Raw genomic sequence first — 19,243 nt, 5'->3', positions numbered from 1 at the left:
CTAGGAGAGAAGAATGCAGTCGAAAATGATTTTTCGCGTGCGCCACGCGGTACTTGCTTCCGCTGTAATGGGTGCACTTTGCTTGGTGGGGCTTACGTCGTCGAACGCCGCGCAGGCGGCAGACAATGTGGCGGCTCAGGCGCACAAAGAAGCATTGAACAACTGGCATGAATCGATCAAGCATTTGCCGCCGCCCACGGAAGGATGCTTCCATGCTTCGTTCCCCAGCACGGTATGGTCGCGCGTCGCATGCGGATCGGCGCCGCGATATCGCTCAAGAATTCATTGGAAGACCGTACGCACCGCAAACGGAACGCTACTACGGCCTGAAACCGCCGGCAACGGCACCGACTACGTGGCGCAAGCGCCATCGACCACGGTCTCTGCGGTGGGTAGTTTTCCTTCGGTGAGTGGCCTGACATCCGAACAAGGTGTCAACGTGCCTTTTGGCGGCGGCGAGAGCGACGGCATTACCGGCAATAACGAATACACGCTGCAGCTCAATACCGATATCAATTCGTCCTCCACGGCTTGCTCCAATTTCGGTTACTCAAGCTGCCAAGTGTGGGAGCAGTTTGTTTATTCGACCAACAACAACGGCACGCCGGCCGAGCCGCAGGTATTTATTCAGAACTGGGTATTTCCGTCGCAAAGCGATTATCAAAATGTCGGCTGTCCGAATGGTTGGAACGACGCCAGCGGCAATGGGCAATACGCATGCTTCACCAATAGCGACGCCACCAATGTGCCTGCCGTTTCAGCGACCGACCTTGGCAATCTGACGCTGACCGGTGCGGTAACGTCAGACGGCAACGACACCGTCACCTTTACCGACGGCTCGGAAGCCTATTCCGCGAGTGAGCCCGATAGCACCAACAGCCTTGGCTCGTGGTGGACGCAGTCGGAATTCAACGTGGTCGGCAATGCCGGCGGTTCCGAGGCGCAGTTCAATAGCGGTACGTCGCTTACCGTGAATCTTGCGGTCAACGATGGCAATGGCGATACGCCAAGCTGTGTTGGCCCGAACAGCTCAGGCACCACCGGCGAAACGAACAATCTGAATCTGGGCAGTTGCAACGCCGTAAGCGGATCGGCGCCGGCCATTCAGTTCACCGAATCGAACTGAAAATAGTCTCGATATAAACCAAAGCCCCGAGGGGATGTCTCCCTCGGGACTTTTTTTACGTTAATGATTGGAATATCGCCGCTGAGCGCGCTGCATTTTTTTACGCCGTCGCTTTTTTGCTGCTTGGAGTAATCTTTCAAGCCGATCGTGCTTGGGGGCGCTGAGCCGTGCGGAGATCAACGCCCAGCGGATCGACATTTAAAAAACGCCGGACCCTGTCGATTTTCGACAACTCAATTCGTCGCTCTCACAAAGACCGGACCTGCCGGTACTGAAAAGGAGACAGACCATGCGTGTGATCGTGATGGGGAAGGCCACTGACGGTACCGAAAATGGCGCGGCCATCGATCCGGCGGCGTTCGAGGCGATGAGCAAATTCAACGAGGAGTTGCTCAATGCCGGCGTCCTGGTCGCACTCGGCGGCCTTACACCGTCTTCGAGCGGCAAGCGCATGGTGATGGACGGCGACCGCCGTACCGTGATCGACGGTCCGTTCGCTGAAACGAAGGAACTGGTCGCCGGTTTCATGATCCTGGAAGTCGAAGACATGGACGAGGCGATTGCCTGGATGATGCGCGCCCCCCATTGCGCACCCGGACGAAGCGAGATGGAAATTCGGCCGCTGATGGGCATGGCCGAATTCGAAGCAGTGCAAACGCCGGAAACCAAGGTCATCCGCGATCGAATCCGCGCAAAGCTCGATCGCGCCTGAGCACATCGAATCCTATCTTGAGGGTGATCTCGTGAGAAAACTCATCGCATCCACATTTGTGTCGCTCGACGGTGTCATGCAATCGCCGGGCGAACCGGAAGAAGACCCCATCGGCGGTTTCGATCACGGCGGTTGGATGTACGCCTTCGGGGCGGATGAAAGTTTAGATTTTTCGGCGGCGGGTTTTGACGGCCATGAACGCGAGCTAGTGCTCGGGCGTCGGACCTACGAGATATTCGATGCATTTTGGCCTTACCAACCGGACGACAATCCCATTGCCAAGACCATTAATGCGGCGAAAAAGCACGTGGCTTCGCGCACGCTGACGAAGCTGGACTGGAACAATTCGACTCTGCTTGGCGACGATGTTGTCGCAGCCGTTTCAGCATTGAAAGCGCAGCCGGGTCTGAATCTCCAGATTATCGGCAGTAGCGATCTGATTCAGACGCTGCAGGCCGCATCGCTGATCGACGAATACGTCGTGTGGACCTTTCCTGTGGTGTTAGGTCATGGCAAGCGACTTTTCGGCGAGAAGGCCAAACCGTCGGCGTTTCGTCTCGTGCGCTCCCAGGTATCCAGCAGCGGCGTCGTGATGAGCACCTACGTGCTGAACGGCGATATTCAGATTGGCACGTTCGCACAAAGCGAACCAAGCGAAAAAGCGTTGGCGCTCCGCAAACGGATGGCGAGCGGCGCCTGGTAAGGCGGCGTGCGTCGCGGGGCCGGCTCGGCTGACGCAGGTATTTCCGCGCGCACAGTCAATGGTTCTTATGGCAGGTGCAATAATCGCCGGCGTGCGGGTTGGCGTTTGGCCGTCCATAGGCGGGGCGGCTTGGGCGGACATTTGGCACATTAAATTCCCCCGCATGTTAAAAAACGCTACCCCCGACGCGATTGAGCTAAGCGTGACCTGCCCCCGAGGTAACGCATGTTGTCCATTGACTCCGTAGACGCCGTGTCGTAGTTCTTAGAACGTGCCCAAGGAGCCGTACGCGTGGTCGTCGCCTTACTCATCATGCTGCTGACGGCCCATTTGGCGCTGGGGTACTGGAGCGGGCATGCGGAGGCCGTGCCACCCCAGCTGGCCATGTTGTTGGTGCAGGGTCTGGCGGTGTGGGCGGTGTTTACGCGCTATCGTCGCAGCCCGTCCCTGATTCGGCTGCCTTGGTTGCTGCTGGCCGTGGCCGTGCTGATGCAGATGCTGTGGGACAGCACGAATGTGCTGGCGGCGGTTGTTGGGGATAAAGGCGGCTATTTGGCCGCGCTCGCCACGGTGCTGTCGGGCTTGTACGTGGTCCCATGCATGTTCATGTCGACGCGCTCGTTTACGCAGCACGAACCGCGCAGCGTAGCGATCATGGATCTGGTGCTGTTGAGCATGGTCGCGGTGCTGGTGTACCAGGTCTTCACCACGCTCCTAAGCGGTCCGCTGGCGTCCGATCCAGGCAGCATCTATGTCGTGCTCCACATGGCGGACGCCATCGATTTTTCACTGGCCGCAATGGCGATTCTGCGCCTGATTGGCGCGCGAAGTTTTCGTTGGCGTTTCTTCTTTTACGTGGCCGGCGCCTATCTGCTGGTGAATGCGACGGCCGCCTATTTTTACAATCGCATCGAATTGCACGGTTTGCCTTGGTGGGCAGGCTCGTTGATCGACGTTCCTCATGCCTTGCTGGTAGTGGTGGCCTTGCGCCAGCCGCCACGATGGTTGCGCTCTTACCATCCGTCGCTGGGCGTCTCGCAAACGATCGCCTCGTTCGCGCCGATCATGCTGGCGACGATGGTCGTGATGCTTTGCATCAGCGCGTCGCGATTCAATTTCGTACCTAGTTTGCTGGTCGGCGCGATGGCCGTGCTGTTTTACGGATTGCGTGTGGCCTTTATCCAAAGCCGTCAAATCGACCAGCAACGTGCTATCGATCAAAGCACTTGGCGATTGCAACAGCAGGTGGGTCGTGACCCGCTCACGGGCATCGCCAACCGCGCCACGCTGGACCAAAGCCTGCGCGAAGCGATGGAAGAGGGGCGTAGGACCGGCCACTACTGTTCGCTGCTGATGATCGATATCGATTACTTCAAGCAGTACAACGATAGTCTTGGACACATCGCCGGCGACGCGTGTCTTGTGCAAGTCGCGGGCGCCCTAAGTCGCAGTCGGGTGCGCGCACACGACATGGTGGCGCGTTACGGCGGCGAGGAGTTCGCGATCGTGCTGATCGACACTAGTGCGGAGGTGGCGCAAGAGGTGGCGCGCCGTTTGATCACCGCGATCGAACACTTGCAGATCGCCCATCCGGCGTGTCCGCTCGGACGACTTTCCATCAGCATTGGATTGGCCACTCAAACCGAGCAAACACCGATCGATCCGGTCGCCATGCTCGCAGAAGCCGATCATGCGCTGTATCGCGCCAAGCGCAATGGCCGCAATCGGTTTGAAGCGGCGGCAGGGGATATCGATCCGCCGATGACGTTAGGCGACGCGAGCAAAGCCTAGCCGACGACGGGATTGCGAAAATTCATCGCGTCACGCAAGATTTGCCAGCGCAAACGAGCACGAATCGCGGCCTTGTAAGGCGCGAACCGAGCGTCGCGACGGATGCGAGCAATAGATTTCAGGTAACGGATTTACACAGGGGAAAAATATGTCCAAACGTAGGCTGTGGCTTTTGCCGCTGGTCATGTTGCTCGCAAGCTGCACGACAGATCCGACCATGAAAGACACGGCGGCGCTGCCCGCTGGGACTGGCATCATGGTCGCAAACGTGCTGGTAACGTCGGTCGGTGGCGTGGCGTATCCGCCGCTCAGCATCAAAGTCGACAAGCTTCATGGCATGTCGATGTCGACGACTCTGAAACTTCCCAAGCCCAACAACCTCATCGTGATCGAGCTTCCAGCCGGCGACTACAGCTGGACGACTTTGGAGTTGGGAACGCACGGTGGAGGCGCAACGATGTCGTATCGGATGCCATTCACTATCGAGCCCGGAAAAATCAACTATGTCGGCGACCTATTGCTTACTCTGAATAATTACTATCGACCGAACGGATCGCCGACTTACCGATTCCGTATTGCCGATCAGTCCAGCTACTGGCTCCCGATCGTCGCGAAATATTATCCCGAGATGTCGCACGCCTATCCCACTGTGGTTCATCTGACGGAAGACCAGCGGCCTATGAATCAGATTCGTTAGCAACGGCTTCGTCTCTCGGTTATAAGTCGTAAACCAGCGGGCGGCGAAAGTCGCCCGCTTTGGCATCTAAGGTGCATGTGACTAATTCGCATAAGCGCACCGTCTATGTTGAGAGTTTGTCGCGGTCCGCCAACGTGACTTACCGCGCTTGATTGCATTTTCATTACGCGCTACACCAGCACGATTGGCAATCGGGTGGAGAACGCGGTGAACAAGCGGTTTGTGTCGTGCATGTTGGCGCTGGTGACGGTGGGTTCGGTTTCATGTCTCAAGGCAGCGATCGAACCCGTGCCGTTGCGCTGGAATGCAGACCGCTTCGGCAACCATCGCTATACCGTGCAAGTGGACAAGCCTGCCAAGGCAGTTCGTGCGTTGCTCCCGTGGCATCGGCGCGATGCGCATCCCGATCAGGTCGCAACCATTGTTGTCGATCCCAGCGGAAAGATCGTCGACAACGTCGCACGCGTGCATATCGAGCAAACGTCGGGCGAGCTGGTATTTGAAGCAAAGACAGCCGGCGTTTATGCCATCTATTATCAGCCTTACCTGGCCAACGGTCGTTCCAATTATCCAACCGTTACCTATCTGGCGCCGCGCGACACCGCCGATGCGGCGTGGTTGCATGCTAGTGGCGCCAACGATCCTTCGCGCGAAGCAAAACTGCCGCAAGCAAAAGTGCTGGGTTACCAGGCAGTCGATGATTTCGACGCGTATACCGATATGGAACGCACGGCTGCGCCAAAAGATATCGACGCTTTGCTATCCGCCAATCCGAACGCACCATGGTTGCTGTTTCCGGAGACGCGCGAACACCCAGTGCGAATGTTCGATCAGATTCCCGAGCGGTGGGCGCAGCGCGGTGCGGGCGGAAATTTGGCCGATAGCGCGCTGCGTGGCGAATATCTGAGCTATCAGGTCGGCGCCTGGGCGGCGCGGCGCGACATCAAAAATGTGCAGGTAAACTTTTCCGATTTAAAAGGCACGGATGGCGCAGTGATTCCAGCATCGGCGCTTACGTGTTTCAACCTGGGTGGCGTCGACTACACGGGTAAATCGTTTGTTGCGCACGTCGATATCCCACGCGGTCGTGTTCAACCGTTATGGATGGGGCTGGATATTCCTGCAACGGCCAAACCCGGCGTCTATCGCGGCAGCATTACGCTCAGCGCCGATGGCGTGCCTGCGCAAGCGATACCGCTTGTGATTACCGTCGGCAGCGAAGAAGCCGTCGCACACGGCGATGACGATCCTTTCAAGCTCAGCCGACTGCGCTGGCTCAATTCGACGCTCGCGCAAGACGATAGCCTCGTCAGACCCTTTACGGCGGTGACCGTGCACGGCGCGAAACTCGGCATACTCGGGCGAGATATCACACTCGCTCGCGATGGCTTGCCGGCGCAGATCGACAGTCATTTCGATGAACGCATGACCGGTTTCGCCAAAACGCCAATGCCGCTACTCACCGCGCCGATGCAACTGACGGTGCAGGATGCGAGTGGTGCGCATGCGCTCACGTCGCCCACCGCGCCGCGTGTTCAGATCGATGGCCCAGCCAAAGTGCATTGGCAAACTGAAGGCGCCGCGGGATCGTTGCAAAGTGTCGTCAATGCCAGCCTCGAAGCCGACGGTACGCTCACGTATTCCATTGCGCTTACGGCGACCAAATCCGTCACGCTGAATGACATTCGCTTGGAAATTCCCTTGCGCAGCGAGGCGGCGCAGTATGAGCTCGGCTTTGGCCGAGCCGGCGACCACGCGCCGCAAGATTTCAATTGGCGCTGGAATGTGCAAAACAATCAGGATGGCGCCTGGATCGGTGCGGTAAACGGCGGCTTGGAATTCCATCTGCGCGACGAACATTACCGTCGCCCGCTCAATACCAACTTCTATCATGACCAGCCATTGGTGATGCCCACCTCGTGGGACAACGGCGGTCAAGGCGGCGTGACGTTCAAGCGCGATGGCGCGCGCTATCTGGTCACGGCATTCAGTGGGCCGCGTACGATGATCGCAGGGCAAACGTTGCATTACGACATCGTTATGCGCGTCACGCCCTTCAAGACGATTCACCCGGATCAGCATTTCGCGGAACGCTATTTCCACGCCTATGACGATCTGGACATGATCAAAGGGCAGGGCGCCAACGTGGTGAACATTCACCACGCCACGCCAATCAATCCGTGGATCAATTATCCGTTCCTTGAGCCTGCAAAAATGCGCGCATACGTGGACGCGGCGCATCAGCGCGGGATGGAAGTGAAGATCTACGACACCATTCGCGAACTCTCCGATCGCGCGCCGGAACTGCCGATGCTGGAAAGCCTGGGCCACGAGATCATCAGCACCGGTCCGGGTGGTGGATTTTCCTGGCTGCAGGAACACTTGGATGGCGATTACATCGCCGCCTGGCATGTGCCGGAGAATCGCGATGCCGCGGTGATCGACGCGGGGCAAAGCCGTTGGCATAACTACTACATCGAAGGTTTGGACTGGCTTGCGCGCAATATCGGCATCGATGGTCTTTATCTCGACGACGTTGCGTACGACCGCGTCACGATGAAGCGCGTGCGCAAAGTGCTGCAAGCGCGACGTCCGCATCCATTGATCGATCTTCATTCGGCGAGCCAGTTCAATCCGCGCGACGGCTATATCAACAGCGCGCTGCTGTATATGGAACTGTTTCCCTATATCGATCGCCTCTGGTTCGGCGAGGAATTCGATTACCAGCACACCTCGCCTTCTTACTGGCTAACGGAGATTTCCGGCATTCCGTACGGCTTGATGGGGGAGATGCTGCAAGGCGGCGGCAATCCGTGGCGCGGCATGGTGTTCGGCATGACCAATCGCTTGCCGTGGACGGGTGGCGATCCGCGCGAGCTGTGGAAGCTGTGGGACAGCTTCGGTATCGAGCAAGCCGACATGATCGGATGGTGGGTGCACGACACGCCGATACAAACGCGTCGTGACGATGTGCTCGCGACCAGCTATGTGCGCAAGGGCAAAACGCTCATTGCGTTGGCGTCATGGGCGCCAGATCAAACGCGCGTCAATCTGCACATCGATTGGAAAACGCTAGGCATCAAACCGGGAACCGCAACGCTGATGGCGCCTGCCATTCCCGGTTTTCAGCCTGCGGCGACGTTCAAGCCTGACGCCGCCATTCCTGTCGAACCTGGTAAAGGGTGGTTGCTGATTCTGCAATAGCCATCCGCCAGGTTCTCACGGCTCTCGTCACGCAACCGCGACTTCGCTCAATACAGGGTAGTCGGTATAGCCTGCCGCGCCACCACCGAAAAATGTTGCGGAATTCGCGGCGTTCATCGGTGCGTTGGTCTTTAGCCTGGCGAGAAAGTCGGGATTGGCGAGGACCATTTGTCCATAAGCTTCCAGATCCGCGAGTCCCGACGTAACGTCCGTGCCAATGTCTTCGCGCAATCGACCGGGGCGACTCAAGATCAGCGAATGCTTCCAAATCTCGCGCAGATCTTCGAGCAAGGTTTCGTTACCCAGATGCATGATGTGAATGTACGCGAGGCCGAGCTTGTCGAGTTCCGTCGTCAGGTAACGATAGAGATCCGGGCCTTCGGCGCCTTCATCGATGCCATTCATGGTCGAGCCGGGCGATAAGCGGATCGCGGTTTTCCCTGCGCCGACTTCGTCGGCAATCGCCTTGACGACCTCGATGGCGAAGCGTGCGCGGTTCTCGAGCGATCCACCGTATTCGTCGGTGCGATGGTTGGCGTTCGGCGCGAAGAATTGTTGAATCAAGTAGGAGTTCGCGCCGTGGATTTCCACGCCATCGGCGCCGGCGTCGATCGCGCGCCGCGCGGCATGGCGGAAATCTTGAATCGTTTGACGCACTTCCTCCGTGCTCAACGCGCGCGGCGCAGGAATATCTTGCATGCCCTTCACGGTAAACATCGGCGTGCCCGGCGCTACGGCGGAAGGCGCGACGCCTTGACGATGATGCGGCGTGTTGTCCGGATGCGACACGCGTCCGGCATGCATCAGCTGAATAAAAATACGTGCGCCTTTGGCGTGTACTGCCGTCGTGACCTTGCGCCAGCCTTCAACATGCGCGTCGGTATAAATGCCCGGCGTGGTGAGATAACCCTGGCCATCGTCCGACGGCTGCGTGCCTTCGGTCACGATCAAACCGAGATCGGCGCGTTGCCCATAGTATTCAGCGGCCAACGGGCCAGGCGTGCCATCGAGCTGCGCGCGGCTGCGCGTCATGGGCGCCATGACAACGCGATTTTGCAGGGTGTATTCGCCAAGACGGACGGACTGGAAGAGCTGATTCACGGGGAAGTCCTCGAAAAGTGGGTCGAGGAAATAATGGGTCAACTCATAATCGGGATAAAGGCGGTATAGTGGATTACATTGATCCACTCGTGGAGCAATTAAATGGAAATCCTGAATGACATGGCTTTATTCGTCGAGGTCGTTAAAGCCAAGGGTTTTCGCGGGGCATCCGAGGTGACCGGCGTTCCCAACTCAACGCTTTCCCGGCGGATCAGTGCGTTGGAAAAAGCCATCGGGCTTCGCTTGCTTCATCGCACGACGCGCAAGGTCGAATTGACCGAAGCAGGGCAGGTTTATTTCGACCGCTGCAAACGCATCGTCGATGAAGCCAAGCTTGCGCATCAGGAATTGGGCGAAATGCTTGAACAGCCCAGTGGCGTGCTGCGTGCATCGTTACCGGTCGATTTTGCGACGATTTACATCGCGCCGTTAATTGCCGAATTTGCGCAGTTGTATCCAGGCATTTCCTTCGACTTCGACCTGACGCCGCGTCAAGTAGACCTTGTCAGCGAGCCCTTCGATGTCGCGATTCGCATTGGTGAGCCGGAGAATTCGCATTTTATTGCACGCCCGTTGGCTTCGTTTGTGCCGCATATTTACGCGTCGCCGCAATATCTCAAGCGCATGGGAAATCCATCGGAACCCACCGAACTCGAAAAGCACGAATGCATGAATATTCTCCGAGACCGGCCTTGGATCTTGCATCAAGGAAAAGAAGCGATTCAGGTGACGACCCGCAGTCGTTTTACGCTCAATAACGTCGGCCTGATTCGCAGGCTTGCAACCCTCGGCATGGGCTTGGCGTTGCTTACCGATGAGTTGGTGGTGGACGAATTAGCCGATGGACGGCTCGTGCGCGTACTTCCGCAATGGCATGGCAAGCCGGTTCCCGTGTATGCGCTCACGGAAACCCGCTTGGTTCCTGCAAAAACGCAACGCTTTATCGAATTCTTGAAAGAACGGCTGGCACAGGCTTAAGGGAGAGCGATCAGCCGTGATTCGGGCAACCTTCGCCCGACGAGACGGCAACGACGGCTTGTTCGCGCGTTTCCACGCGTCGCGCGTATCCAGATAAACCCAACCCATTTAATTCGGACCACGTGTCGATTTCCGGTTTCGTCGTTCGTCCTTATAGTGAGGACTGGGGAACTGGCCCAATCGAATATCACTTTGGGGGAAACATGCCGCAATACCTGATTGCCTTATACCCGTCCGTCAACGACGACCCACGCGTTGATACCGAGGCGATGATGGAAGACATCCACGCGCTCAATCGGGAAATGATCGCGGCGGGCGTAAGAAGGTTTGCAGGTGGCCTGGACCCCGCCGCGACAACGCTGCGGTCGCAACCGGACGGTGATGTGCTTGTTACCGATGGACCGTATTTGGAATCCAAGGAACTAGTAGGCGGTTTATGGATATTGGAAACCGCAGATCGCGACGAGGCGCTGGCATGGGCGCGCAAGGGCGCCAAAGCCTGCCGCGCCGCTGTCGAGCTACGAGAGATTTTCTTTGTGCCGGCGCCCGAAAAGGGCTGAGCGATTCGGCATCACGTTTTTGTGTGCAGACGGAAACGATCGATTCCTAGGAGAAAAAGATGCGTGACGACAAATTTTGCGCAATGGCTTTCAAGTGCCTTTTACTGATCGCTGGGTTCGGTTTGGCAAATCAATTAATGGCGCAGGAAGCTACAAATCCGTATCCGAAAATAGCCCCGATCGATCAATACCTTATGGCCGATCGAAACGCAGAGATAGCGCTGGCGCGCAGCGCAGCGCCGGAATCCATCTCTCGTGATGCAACCGTTCTGGTGTTGGGACGCAAGGGCTACGAGACCGCCGTCGAAGGCAAGAACGGATTTGTTTGCATCGTGGGCAGAAGTTGGTCGGGACCGTTCGATTGGCCCGAATTCTGGAACCCGAAAATTAGGGCTGCCGATTGTCTGAATCCGCAAGCGGCGCGTTCGCTCATTCCCGTCTTTATGCTGCGCGCCAAGATGACGTTGGCGGGTCGTTCGAAAGCGGAGATGGTGTCGGCGCTCCAAGCCGCATACAAAAACAAAAAACTGCCAGACCTCGAAAACGGCGCGATGGATTACATGATGTCGAAATCTTCGTATCTCACCGACCAAGGCGGCCACAATATGCCGCATCTGATGTTCGATACCTTGGTTAAAGACGGCATAGATTGGGGTTCCGGCGCAGAGGGTTCGCCGGTGATGTCCAGCCCTTATTGGTTCTTTTATCCAGAGCAACACACCGAGATGAAAGGACTGCCGGCGATTCTGGTGTTTTTGGTTCCTGCGCCAACGTGGTCCGACGGCACGCCTGCGGAGATGCAGCATCATTGATGGTGAGGTGACTTCGCACCTTTGCGTGGTAACAACCGTGGGCAGCCATCTCAGCGCGACGGCTGCCCAATTCATGGGTCGAAGCGCGCAAAAAAACGAGCATCGACGAGCTGGAAGCCCAGTGGCTCAACCTTCGATCACTTTTTACGTCGTTTGACCGTTAGCGGGAGCGGATGCGTAACCAGTTTAGGCAGAGATTCTGCTCGCGATCCGTCGCTCGCTGGCCTTCGCGTTCTTCGATCACCACGCCGGAGCGCGTTCGGACGCTCTCACCTATCAGGCTTTGCACCTGCACCTCCTCGCCATGCGGCAAGGGGAAGCGGGTTGCCAGCACCATGATTTCATCGGCTTCGCAAAGCAGCAGCGCCGGCTTGCTGGCATTGCTGGCGCTCCACCCGCAGGTGACGCGGATCTGCACTTCCTGTGGAGGCAGATTGTTGCGGTTGTCGATATTCCAGCCGTCGACCTTCTTAAGCAGATCGTTCAGCTCAGGGGCGTTCCAGTCCACATCGCCGACTGAAACGTACGAACGAGTCTTATCGTGTCCCATGCTGCCCCCCTCGTTGCGGTCAGAGCTGGCGTAACCATGGGCAATCCGTGCGGGCAACCTCCAAGCCCTACCGTGCCGGAAAACAGTCGTCCGGTAGGAACGCTCGGCAACCACGCTAGCACGACGGTAGCCCGCGCGCATCTAAAGGGCATCATCCTCGACGTTTGATCACTTTCGACGCGAATAGTGCGAACAGGCCCTAGCCAACGCCGGATCAGTCCTTATTGTTACAGGGGAAGATAATTAACCTCGATTATCTCTGGCGGTGCGGTCTGAAATGGCTTCTCAGCCTCGCCAGGGCGACCTAAACTCCGGCCCTATGTGACCGATAAAGTTCCTGAGGATTTGGAGCAGGGCCAGGGCGAATGACGACACAGGTCATACAGTTAGTGAAAATGCTCGCGCGACTTTGGTGCGCCGCCTTTATGGCAGCCGTGCTGCGCAGCGTCTTCGTTGGCTGGGTGGCGCCTTGGTCGGCTGCGGTCTCGGAAAGGTTGCCGGCTCGACGCTCCGGCTTGCGCTGCATGTCATCAGGATAAGGATGATACGTAGTGCGAGTCGCCACCTCATTTCTGAAGACGCCGGCTTTATTTATCGTTTCCGGCTTTGTCATCACGCTCGCCACCACGGCCGTGATGGCTTTTTCGTTGTATCAAATGCGGCAGGACGCCATGTCGCAGGCAAGCGTCGCCACGCAAAATCTTGCCAATTCGCTTGAGAAGGAAACCGAGCGCAATCTCGATGTGTTCCAGTTGGCGATGCGTGAAGTTGCGACAAGCATCAAGACGCCCGCGCTCCAGCATCTTCCACTGAATGTGCGGGAGCTCGTCGAATTCGGCACGATCAGCGACGCGAAAGAACTCGGCACCCTGTATGCGACCGACGCCGAAGGAAATTTGATTCTCGACTCGCGCTCCGCCGTGCCGCGGAAGGTCAATGTCAGCGATCGGGATTATTTCCGTGTTCACCAACAGAACAAGGATGTTGGCCTGTATCTGAGCAAGCCTTTCTTGCCCAAGGCAGGCGATACCGATCAGCCGACCATTGCATTGAGCCTGCGGCTGAACCAAGACGATGGACAGTTTGCCGGCATTGTCGCCAGTACGCTTCGCCTCAACTACTTCCATGCCATGTTCAAGGACGCGATCCTGGGGCAGCACGGCACCATTACACTGTTGCGCACCGACGGAACTGTATTGATGCGGCAGCCATTCCATCCCACCGACGTCGGGAGCACGCTCGCTCGCGGCAACTCGCTTGCGCCGCTCGTTCAGTCGGATCAGGGCACCTATGTGGGCGTGGCGGTGCTCGACCATTTCCAGCGGCTGTACAGCTTTAAAAGGGTTGGTCAATATCCGCTGATTATTGTGGTCGGCTTCGCGACCGACGACATCTATGCAGGCTGGTACCGGCGCGCCGTCACCATCGGCACCGTGACTATCGTGATCGCCGTGCTGTCGATCTGGTTGTCGCTGATGTTCGCCAGCTTGTTACGTCGAAGAATTGAAATGGAAAGCCAGCTGCAACATCTGGCTTGGTTCGATTCCTTGACGGGCCTTCCCAATCGTATCCAGCTGCAGCGCGAGGCCAGCCGTGTCCTCGCAAACGCAAAGCAGAACGATTCGAACTTTGCGACGCTGTTTATCGACCTGGACCGATTCAAGCGCGTAAACGACACGCAAGGTCATGCGGTCGGCGACGAAGTGCTGCGCGAAATCGCCGAACGCCTGCGCGAATATATCCACGTCGGGGATTCGATCAGCCGCATCGGTGGCGATGAGTTTCTTGCCATTCTGCAAAATTGCGACGTGCTCAAAGCGATGCATGTCGCTGGACGCATTCTACAGACCGTGCGCCAACCAGTTGCCCTCGACTCCAAGCGAGGCACCAGCATCGCCATCAGCGCAAGCATCGGCATCGCGATCTATCCGTACGACGGACTGAACACCGATATTCTTCTGCGCAATGCGGATTTGGCGATGTATCAGGCGAAAAGCGCAGGGCGCAATCGCATCCATTTCTACGCGCCCGAGTACGAGCGCCGAGCCAGAGAACATCTTGATCTCGAAATCGCGTTGCAGCAAGACTTCAAAGCGAAAGCGCTCAGCGTCGCCTATCAGCCCAGAGTCGACGCGAATGGCGATCTGTATGGTGCGGAGGCGTTAGTACGCTGGCACAACGACAAGATGGGCTACGTTGCGCCGGATTGTTTCATTCCCATTGCAGAAGAAAGCGGGCTGATTGCGGAACTGGATGCCTGGGTGCTCGATGAGGCTTGCCGACAACTCGCAGCATGGAGGGCCATGGGTTTGTCGGTACCTAGCATTTCGGTGAATGTCTGCGCCACGGACCTTAAGCGTTCGGGTTATCCCAGCTTGATCGCCCATACGCTGGACGCTCACGGTCTCGCTCCGAAAGACTTGATTCTGGAGATGACCGAACGCGTTATGTTCGACGAGGCTGTCGAAGATATCCGCACATCCATCGATCAGATCCACGCCATGGGCGTTGCGCTCGCTATCGACGACTTCGGCACCGGATATTCGTCGCTCAATTACCTGCATCGGTTCCCCATCAAGGAACTCAAGATCGACAAACGATTTATCCAGGGCATCGGCGACAACGCCAATTCCGAATCTCTTGCGCAAACCATTATCAATATCGGCAAGACCTTGAAACTCATCGTTGTTGCCGAAGGCATAGAAACGCAAGCTCAGAAAGACTTTCTGCGCCTGCAAGGTTGCGACTTATACCAAGGTCATTTCATTTCACCACCCTTGTCGCCGGTTGACTTTGAACGCTGGATATCACCGCAGAGTCTTGCCGGGTCCGAACAGAGCTTTACGGTGGAAATGCGTGGGGGCTTCAAAGCCGAGTAACATGTCGATGCGGAGCGTCCGCTAGGGCGTGACGCGGACATAATGCGGCAGCACCAACCTGCGTACTGCATCCGATCAGTGAGTTGCCGTATCTAAGGGCTCGATACCGCCATGTCGGCGGCTGACCGAGTGAGCCCTTCATGATCGATCGCAACGTTGTCGTTCGAGCTAAGTCCCGCACCCGCTTATTTGCGCCCTTGTGGGCACCCGTCTGGCTGTTTTGTATTGCTGCGCCGTGCATGGCCGCGACACCGCTACACCCACAGTTGCCCGATACACCCGTGGGCCAACTCGCTGGCGACCTGATTCGTCATATCAACGCCGACACGCCCGAACATATCCAGGCGTGGGCGCAAACCATTATGTCGGCGTCTGTCGCGGCGGACGATAAGGCCGCGTTTGCGGCGGAATTGGCTTCGGCGGCGCGTAACAGCGGCGGCCTGGAGGTGTTCGACGTGCGCAGCGATCCGCATCAACCTGGAATGCTCGAAGTCGCCGTGAAAGCACATCGCAATGAGCAAGCGGCTCTGTTCTGGTTGGCCGCCGACACCGCTCATCCAGACCGACTTGCGCAGGCGATGCTGGTTCCGATGGACAATCCGTTATACGACCAGTGGCCGAAAGGCCCCGTTTCGCATGCGCAGATGGGGAAGCAGATACATGCGGTACTGGACAAACTCGTCAGCGAATCCGATTTCTCCGGCTGCGTGACGGTTTCCGATGGCGGCCAGATCGTGTTCGATGAATGCCGTGGCTTGGCGGAGCGTACCTTCAATGTACCGGTCGATCACCAGACGAAATTCCACATTGGCTCGATCGACAAGATGTTCACCGCGGTCGCCATTGCGCAATTGGTCGAGGCCGGAAAACTATCGTGGAACGACACGTTGGCGAAGCTCGTTCCGGACTATCCCGATCAGGCGATCGCGAAGAAAATCACGGTATGGCAACTGCTGCACCACACGTCAGGCTTGGGCGATTTTCTGGTGCCGGAGTTTTTCGAGCACTCCGAACGCTACGTCAACCCGGCGGATTATGTGGGGTTTATCGCCCGACAGCCGGTATTGAGCGAGCCGGGTAAGCAATTGAATTACAGCAATGCGGGTTACATGTTGCTTGGCCGCATTATCGAAAACGTATCTGGCGAAAGTTACTTCGACTATATCCAACGTCACGTCTTTGAGCCCGCGCATATGGTGTCCAGCGGATTCGACAGCGTTGATGAAATTGTTCCCGGGCTTGCCGTCGGCTATTACCGCGATACGGTGTTTTCCCAGACGTGGAAGGCGGATTGGCTGAAGATTGGGTACAAGAGCGGACCGGCGGGTGGCGGCTATTCGACTAATGCGGATTTGTTGCGATTCGCCGCCGCGTTGCACGAAGGCAAGCTGCTCAAGTCGGCGACGTTGGCGAAGATGTTCGACGACGAAATACCCTTCGGCCCCGGCGCTGTGGGAGCCGGATTCGACGAAAGGCTCTCGCACGGCCGACATATTCGCGGTCACCAGGGCGGCATCGCGGGCACGACCGCAAATCTGGAAATGGTTTGGGAAACCGGCGCGGCGGTAGCTTTAACGTCCAACGAAGGACAGTCGCAACATTGGTTGCTGGCCGAGCAAATTGCCGACTTGCTTGCCGTGGAAAACGCGAAAAACTGAGACTCCCAGAGCGCGCCTTGGAGGTCGATATCGTCGACCTCCAATCGCTTGGTAGATCGGGCAATGGCGTGCCAGTCCGGCGCCGTTTGCTGTAAGAATGGCGCGAATCGCTAGAGCGCTGTCGCGTTGCGATTCCTAGAGTGTGCATCACGGTGCGGCCCAAAGAGCGGCCCGCACTTCTCGAACTACTTCCCGGCGGCCAGCCCGGGATCGGAGCGGTCGCCACGCGATTGGCGATGAGCAGCCGCACATTACAACGTCGCCTGGAAGAAGAAGGTGACAACTTCCGAAGCGTCGTCAATCGAACCCGAGAAGACTTGGCGAAACACTACCTGACGCAAACGAAACTTTCGGCAAGCGAGATCGGTTTTCTTCTGGGCTTTGAGGATCCGAATTCGTTCTTTCGCGCCTTCAACGACTGGACAGGGAAAACGCCTGAAGCATTGAGAGAGTCCGGTCCCTAAATCGGATCTTAGTCGTGTCAATGATTAAGTCGGTCGGAGTGCGCAGCTTGACTGATTAAATCCACAAGACGACAGTATTTGCTCGCCCTAAAAAGGGGACTGCTTATGAGCCAGAGCACGTTTACGCATCCCAGCGCGTGGATTCCATTGGCAATGTCGTTGGCCGCATTTTGCGTGGTTGCCGCGCACCTCATTTTTGTGGGTACGGCGCGTGAGGTCGACGAAGGGCCGGCTGCGCATATTTTTCAGCTACTGATGGCAGGGCAGATTCCCATCATTGCGTTCTTTGCCATCAAATGGCTGAGGCCCACGGAAAAATACGCCGCCATGGTTTTGGCATCGCAGATATTGGCAGGCGCCGTGGCTTGCGCGCCGGTTTGGTATTTCAACGTGTAACGCATTGCGTGACCGGCGATGTCCGCTTTAATTCCATGTGGACATTTGCCGCACCGCTGACCGCGAAGCTCGCAGGCCGCTCGCTAACTCGAAGAAAAATAGATGCTTATCTCCAGATTCTCGAGGTGAAACGAGGTTTGTCGATTTCCGACATTCCCGTTCGTCGTTTGTGTGTTGAAGGGACAAAGCCGAATAGCAGAAGGGCTGCGAACGATGATTACCGTTTATGGCGAGGGTAGGGGCTTCCGCGTTGTCTGGCTGCTGGAAGAGATGGGCCTGGCGTATCGGCTGAGGCCGGTCGATCTTTTGGCCGGCGTCGAAAAAGACACGGAATTTTTGGCGATTAATCCAGCGGGTTTTATTCCGGCGATTCGGGACGGCGACGTCACCATGGTTGAGTCCATTGCGATTATGGAATACCTGATGGCGCGTTACGGACCAACGCCGTTAGCGCCGGAGTCGAGCGATCTTGCATTCCCCGCGTATCAACAGTTCCTTCACCTGGGCGAAGCCGGTCTTGCCGCGTCTATTTATTTTGTCGTCGGCGCGCGCAACTTCGCGCCGGAGTCCGCGCGACAGAATTGGAGCGCCGACCAGGCGCTGAGCGTTTTCGAAAGTCGCCTGGGCTTGGTGACGCGACAACTGAGGCGCACGCCGTTTCTTGCTGGCGATAGATTTACGGCTGCCGATATTTCCGTGACTTACGCGCTGGAATTGGCGCAGGCAAGCGCAGGCGTCACCCTAGGCGACATCGAGCTGTCGTATTTGGCCCGCACCAACGCGCGCGAAGGATATCAGCGCGCCATGGATACCTGCGAAGCCAGAAAGGCCTACCTCGCCAAGGCGCGCAATTCGTAGCAGCGCTGAGTGGCATGTAGCGCACATAGAAAACGCGGCTTTTTCTTAGCCGATAATCGTCTACAAACGGAGCATTACGATGACCATCACCATTACCGCATTCGAACGTTCGCCCGATGGCGGCAAGGGATTGGCGCGCGACACGCGCGTGCGCTGGGCGCTGGAAGAGGCTGGCCTGCCTTACGACGTTCGCCTTGTCTCGTTCCAAGCCATGAAGGAACCCACGCATATGCGCGTGCATCCCTTCGGCCAAATTCCCACCTATGAGGAAGGCGACCTTACGCTGTTCGAATCCGGCGCCATCATTCTGTATATCGCCGAGAACAATCCGGGACTATTGCCGAGCGACGCTCACGCCAGAGCGCGCGCGATCATGTGGATGTTCGCCGCGGTCAATAGCGTGGAACCACCGATCTTCGACCTCACAACCGCCAAAATTGTGGAAGGCGATAAACCTTGGGCCGAGCAACGCATAGCACTGGTCAAGGACCGCATTCGTCAACGGCTAGCCCAACTTTCTGATCGCCTGGGCGACGCGCAGTGGCTCGATGGCGAATTCAGCGCGGGCGACCTGCTGATGGTGTCGGTGCTGCTGCGGTCGAGACCTTCGGGCATTCTGGATGAATTTCCGAATCTCGCCGCCTACGTCGCCCGCGGCGAGGCGCGGCCCGCATACAAACGCGCTTTCGCCGCGCAATTAGCGGTCAATACGGCGCCTCTACCAACCACGTGATAATGCTTCGCGTAATTCTAC

The 19,243-nt window shown here is 57.4% G+C and carries 17 protein-coding genes; 15 read left to right on the top strand and 2 right to left on the bottom strand.

Going from position 1 to position 19,243, the window contains the following annotated elements; genetic code table 11:
• The first annotated feature begins 13 nt into the window (after positions 1 to 13).
• From L0U79_RS14215 to L0U79_RS14190, 6 genes are all read left to right on the top strand, one after another.
• A complete protein-coding gene (locus tag L0U79_RS14215; RefSeq protein WP_233842924.1) occupies positions 14 to 1,126 on the top strand; it encodes a hypothetical protein in 1,113 nt (370 codons plus the stop codon).
• Between the two features lie 289 nt (positions 1,127 to 1,415).
• A complete protein-coding gene (locus L0U79_RS14210; RefSeq protein WP_233842923.1) occupies positions 1,416 to 1,838 on the top strand; it encodes a YciI family protein in 423 nt (140 codons plus the stop codon).
• A 31-nt stretch (positions 1,839 to 1,869) separates the two neighbouring features.
• Positions 1,870 to 2,541: a dihydrofolate reductase family protein gene (locus L0U79_RS14205; RefSeq protein ID WP_233842922.1), complete on the top strand. Its 672-nt coding sequence runs from the start codon at positions 1,870 to 1,872 to the stop codon at positions 2,539 to 2,541.
• 291 nt (positions 2,542 to 2,832) lie between these two features.
• Complete coding sequence (locus L0U79_RS19315) at positions 2,833 to 4,332, top strand: GGDEF domain-containing protein (protein WP_233842921.1); 1,500 nt, start codon at positions 2,833 to 2,835, stop codon at positions 4,330 to 4,332.
• 148 nt (positions 4,333 to 4,480) lie between these two features.
• A complete protein-coding gene (locus tag L0U79_RS14195; protein ID WP_233842920.1) occupies positions 4,481 to 5,029 on the top strand; it encodes a hypothetical protein in 549 nt (182 codons plus the stop codon).
• 207 nt (positions 5,030 to 5,236) lie between these two features.
• On the top strand, positions 5,237 to 8,233 hold the full coding sequence (locus L0U79_RS14190) for a glycoside hydrolase domain-containing protein (protein WP_233842919.1): 2,997 nt from the start codon (positions 5,237 to 5,239) through the stop codon (positions 8,231 to 8,233).
• A 27-nt stretch (positions 8,234 to 8,260) separates the two neighbouring features.
• On the opposite strand, the gene L0U79_RS14185 is transcribed toward L0U79_RS14190, so the two are convergent.
• Entirely contained in the window at positions 8,261 to 9,334 is a 1,074-nt protein-coding gene (locus tag L0U79_RS14185) for an alkene reductase (RefSeq protein WP_233842918.1), read from the bottom strand.
• Between the two features lie 102 nt (positions 9,335 to 9,436).
• Here L0U79_RS14185 and L0U79_RS14180 point away from each other — a divergent pair, with 102 nt between their 5' ends.
• From L0U79_RS14180 to L0U79_RS14170, 3 genes are all read left to right on the top strand, one after another.
• Positions 9,437 to 10,312 carry a LysR family transcriptional regulator gene (locus L0U79_RS14180; protein ID WP_233842917.1) on the top strand — a complete coding sequence of 292 codons (876 nt, stop codon included), beginning with the start codon at positions 9,437 to 9,439 and terminating at the stop codon, positions 10,310 to 10,312.
• Positions 10,313 to 10,434: 122 nt separating this feature from the next.
• Positions 10,435 to 10,872, top strand: a complete 438-nt coding sequence (locus L0U79_RS14175) for a YciI family protein (RefSeq protein ID WP_233842916.1) — start codon at positions 10,435 to 10,437, stop codon at positions 10,870 to 10,872.
• 194 nt (positions 10,873 to 11,066) lie between these two features.
• Positions 11,067 to 11,684, top strand: coding sequence for a hypothetical protein (locus L0U79_RS14170; protein WP_233842915.1), 618 nt, complete (start codon positions 11,067 to 11,069; stop codon positions 11,682 to 11,684).
• A 160-nt stretch (positions 11,685 to 11,844) separates the two neighbouring features.
• Here L0U79_RS14170 and L0U79_RS14165 read toward each other — a convergent pair whose 3' ends face one another.
• Entirely contained in the window at positions 11,845 to 12,234 is a 390-nt protein-coding gene (locus tag L0U79_RS14165) for a hypothetical protein (protein ID WP_233842914.1), read from the bottom strand.
• Positions 12,235 to 12,785: 551 nt separating this feature from the next.
• Here L0U79_RS14165 and L0U79_RS19310 point away from each other — a divergent pair.
• The 6 genes from L0U79_RS19310 to L0U79_RS14135 all read left to right on the top strand — a co-directional run bounded on the left by L0U79_RS19310 (position 12,786) and on the right by L0U79_RS14135 (position 19,222).
• Complete coding sequence (locus L0U79_RS19310) at positions 12,786 to 15,113, top strand: EAL domain-containing protein (protein ID WP_233842913.1); 2,328 nt, start codon at positions 12,786 to 12,788, stop codon at positions 15,111 to 15,113.
• 281 nt (positions 15,114 to 15,394) lie between these two features.
• Positions 15,395 to 16,771 (top strand): serine hydrolase domain-containing protein, encoded by a 1,377-nt coding sequence (locus L0U79_RS14155; protein ID WP_233842912.1) that lies wholly within the window; start codon positions 15,395 to 15,397, stop codon positions 16,769 to 16,771.
• Between the two features lie 140 nt (positions 16,772 to 16,911).
• Positions 16,912 to 17,235: an AraC family transcriptional regulator gene (locus tag L0U79_RS14150; RefSeq protein ID WP_345778437.1), complete on the top strand. Its 324-nt coding sequence runs from the start codon at positions 16,912 to 16,914 to the stop codon at positions 17,233 to 17,235.
• Between the two features lie 105 nt (positions 17,236 to 17,340).
• Entirely contained in the window at positions 17,341 to 17,631 is a 291-nt protein-coding gene (locus L0U79_RS14145) for a hypothetical protein (RefSeq protein ID WP_233842910.1), read from the top strand.
• A 213-nt stretch (positions 17,632 to 17,844) separates the two neighbouring features.
• A complete protein-coding gene (locus L0U79_RS14140) occupies positions 17,845 to 18,489 on the top strand; it encodes a glutathione S-transferase family protein (protein WP_233842909.1) in 645 nt (214 codons plus the stop codon).
• 79 nt (positions 18,490 to 18,568) lie between these two features.
• Positions 18,569 to 19,222, top strand: a complete 654-nt coding sequence (locus tag L0U79_RS14135; RefSeq protein WP_233842908.1) for a glutathione S-transferase family protein — start codon at positions 18,569 to 18,571, stop codon at positions 19,220 to 19,222.
• Positions 19,223 to 19,243 lie beyond the last annotated feature (21 nt).

Source organism: Dyella sp. 2HG41-7 (genome assembly GCF_021390675.1).
GTDB lineage: Bacteria > Pseudomonadota > Gammaproteobacteria > Xanthomonadales > Rhodanobacteraceae > Dyella_B.
Note: the sequence above shows the minus strand (reverse complement) of the source record. Positions and strands in the feature narration are given on the sequence as shown.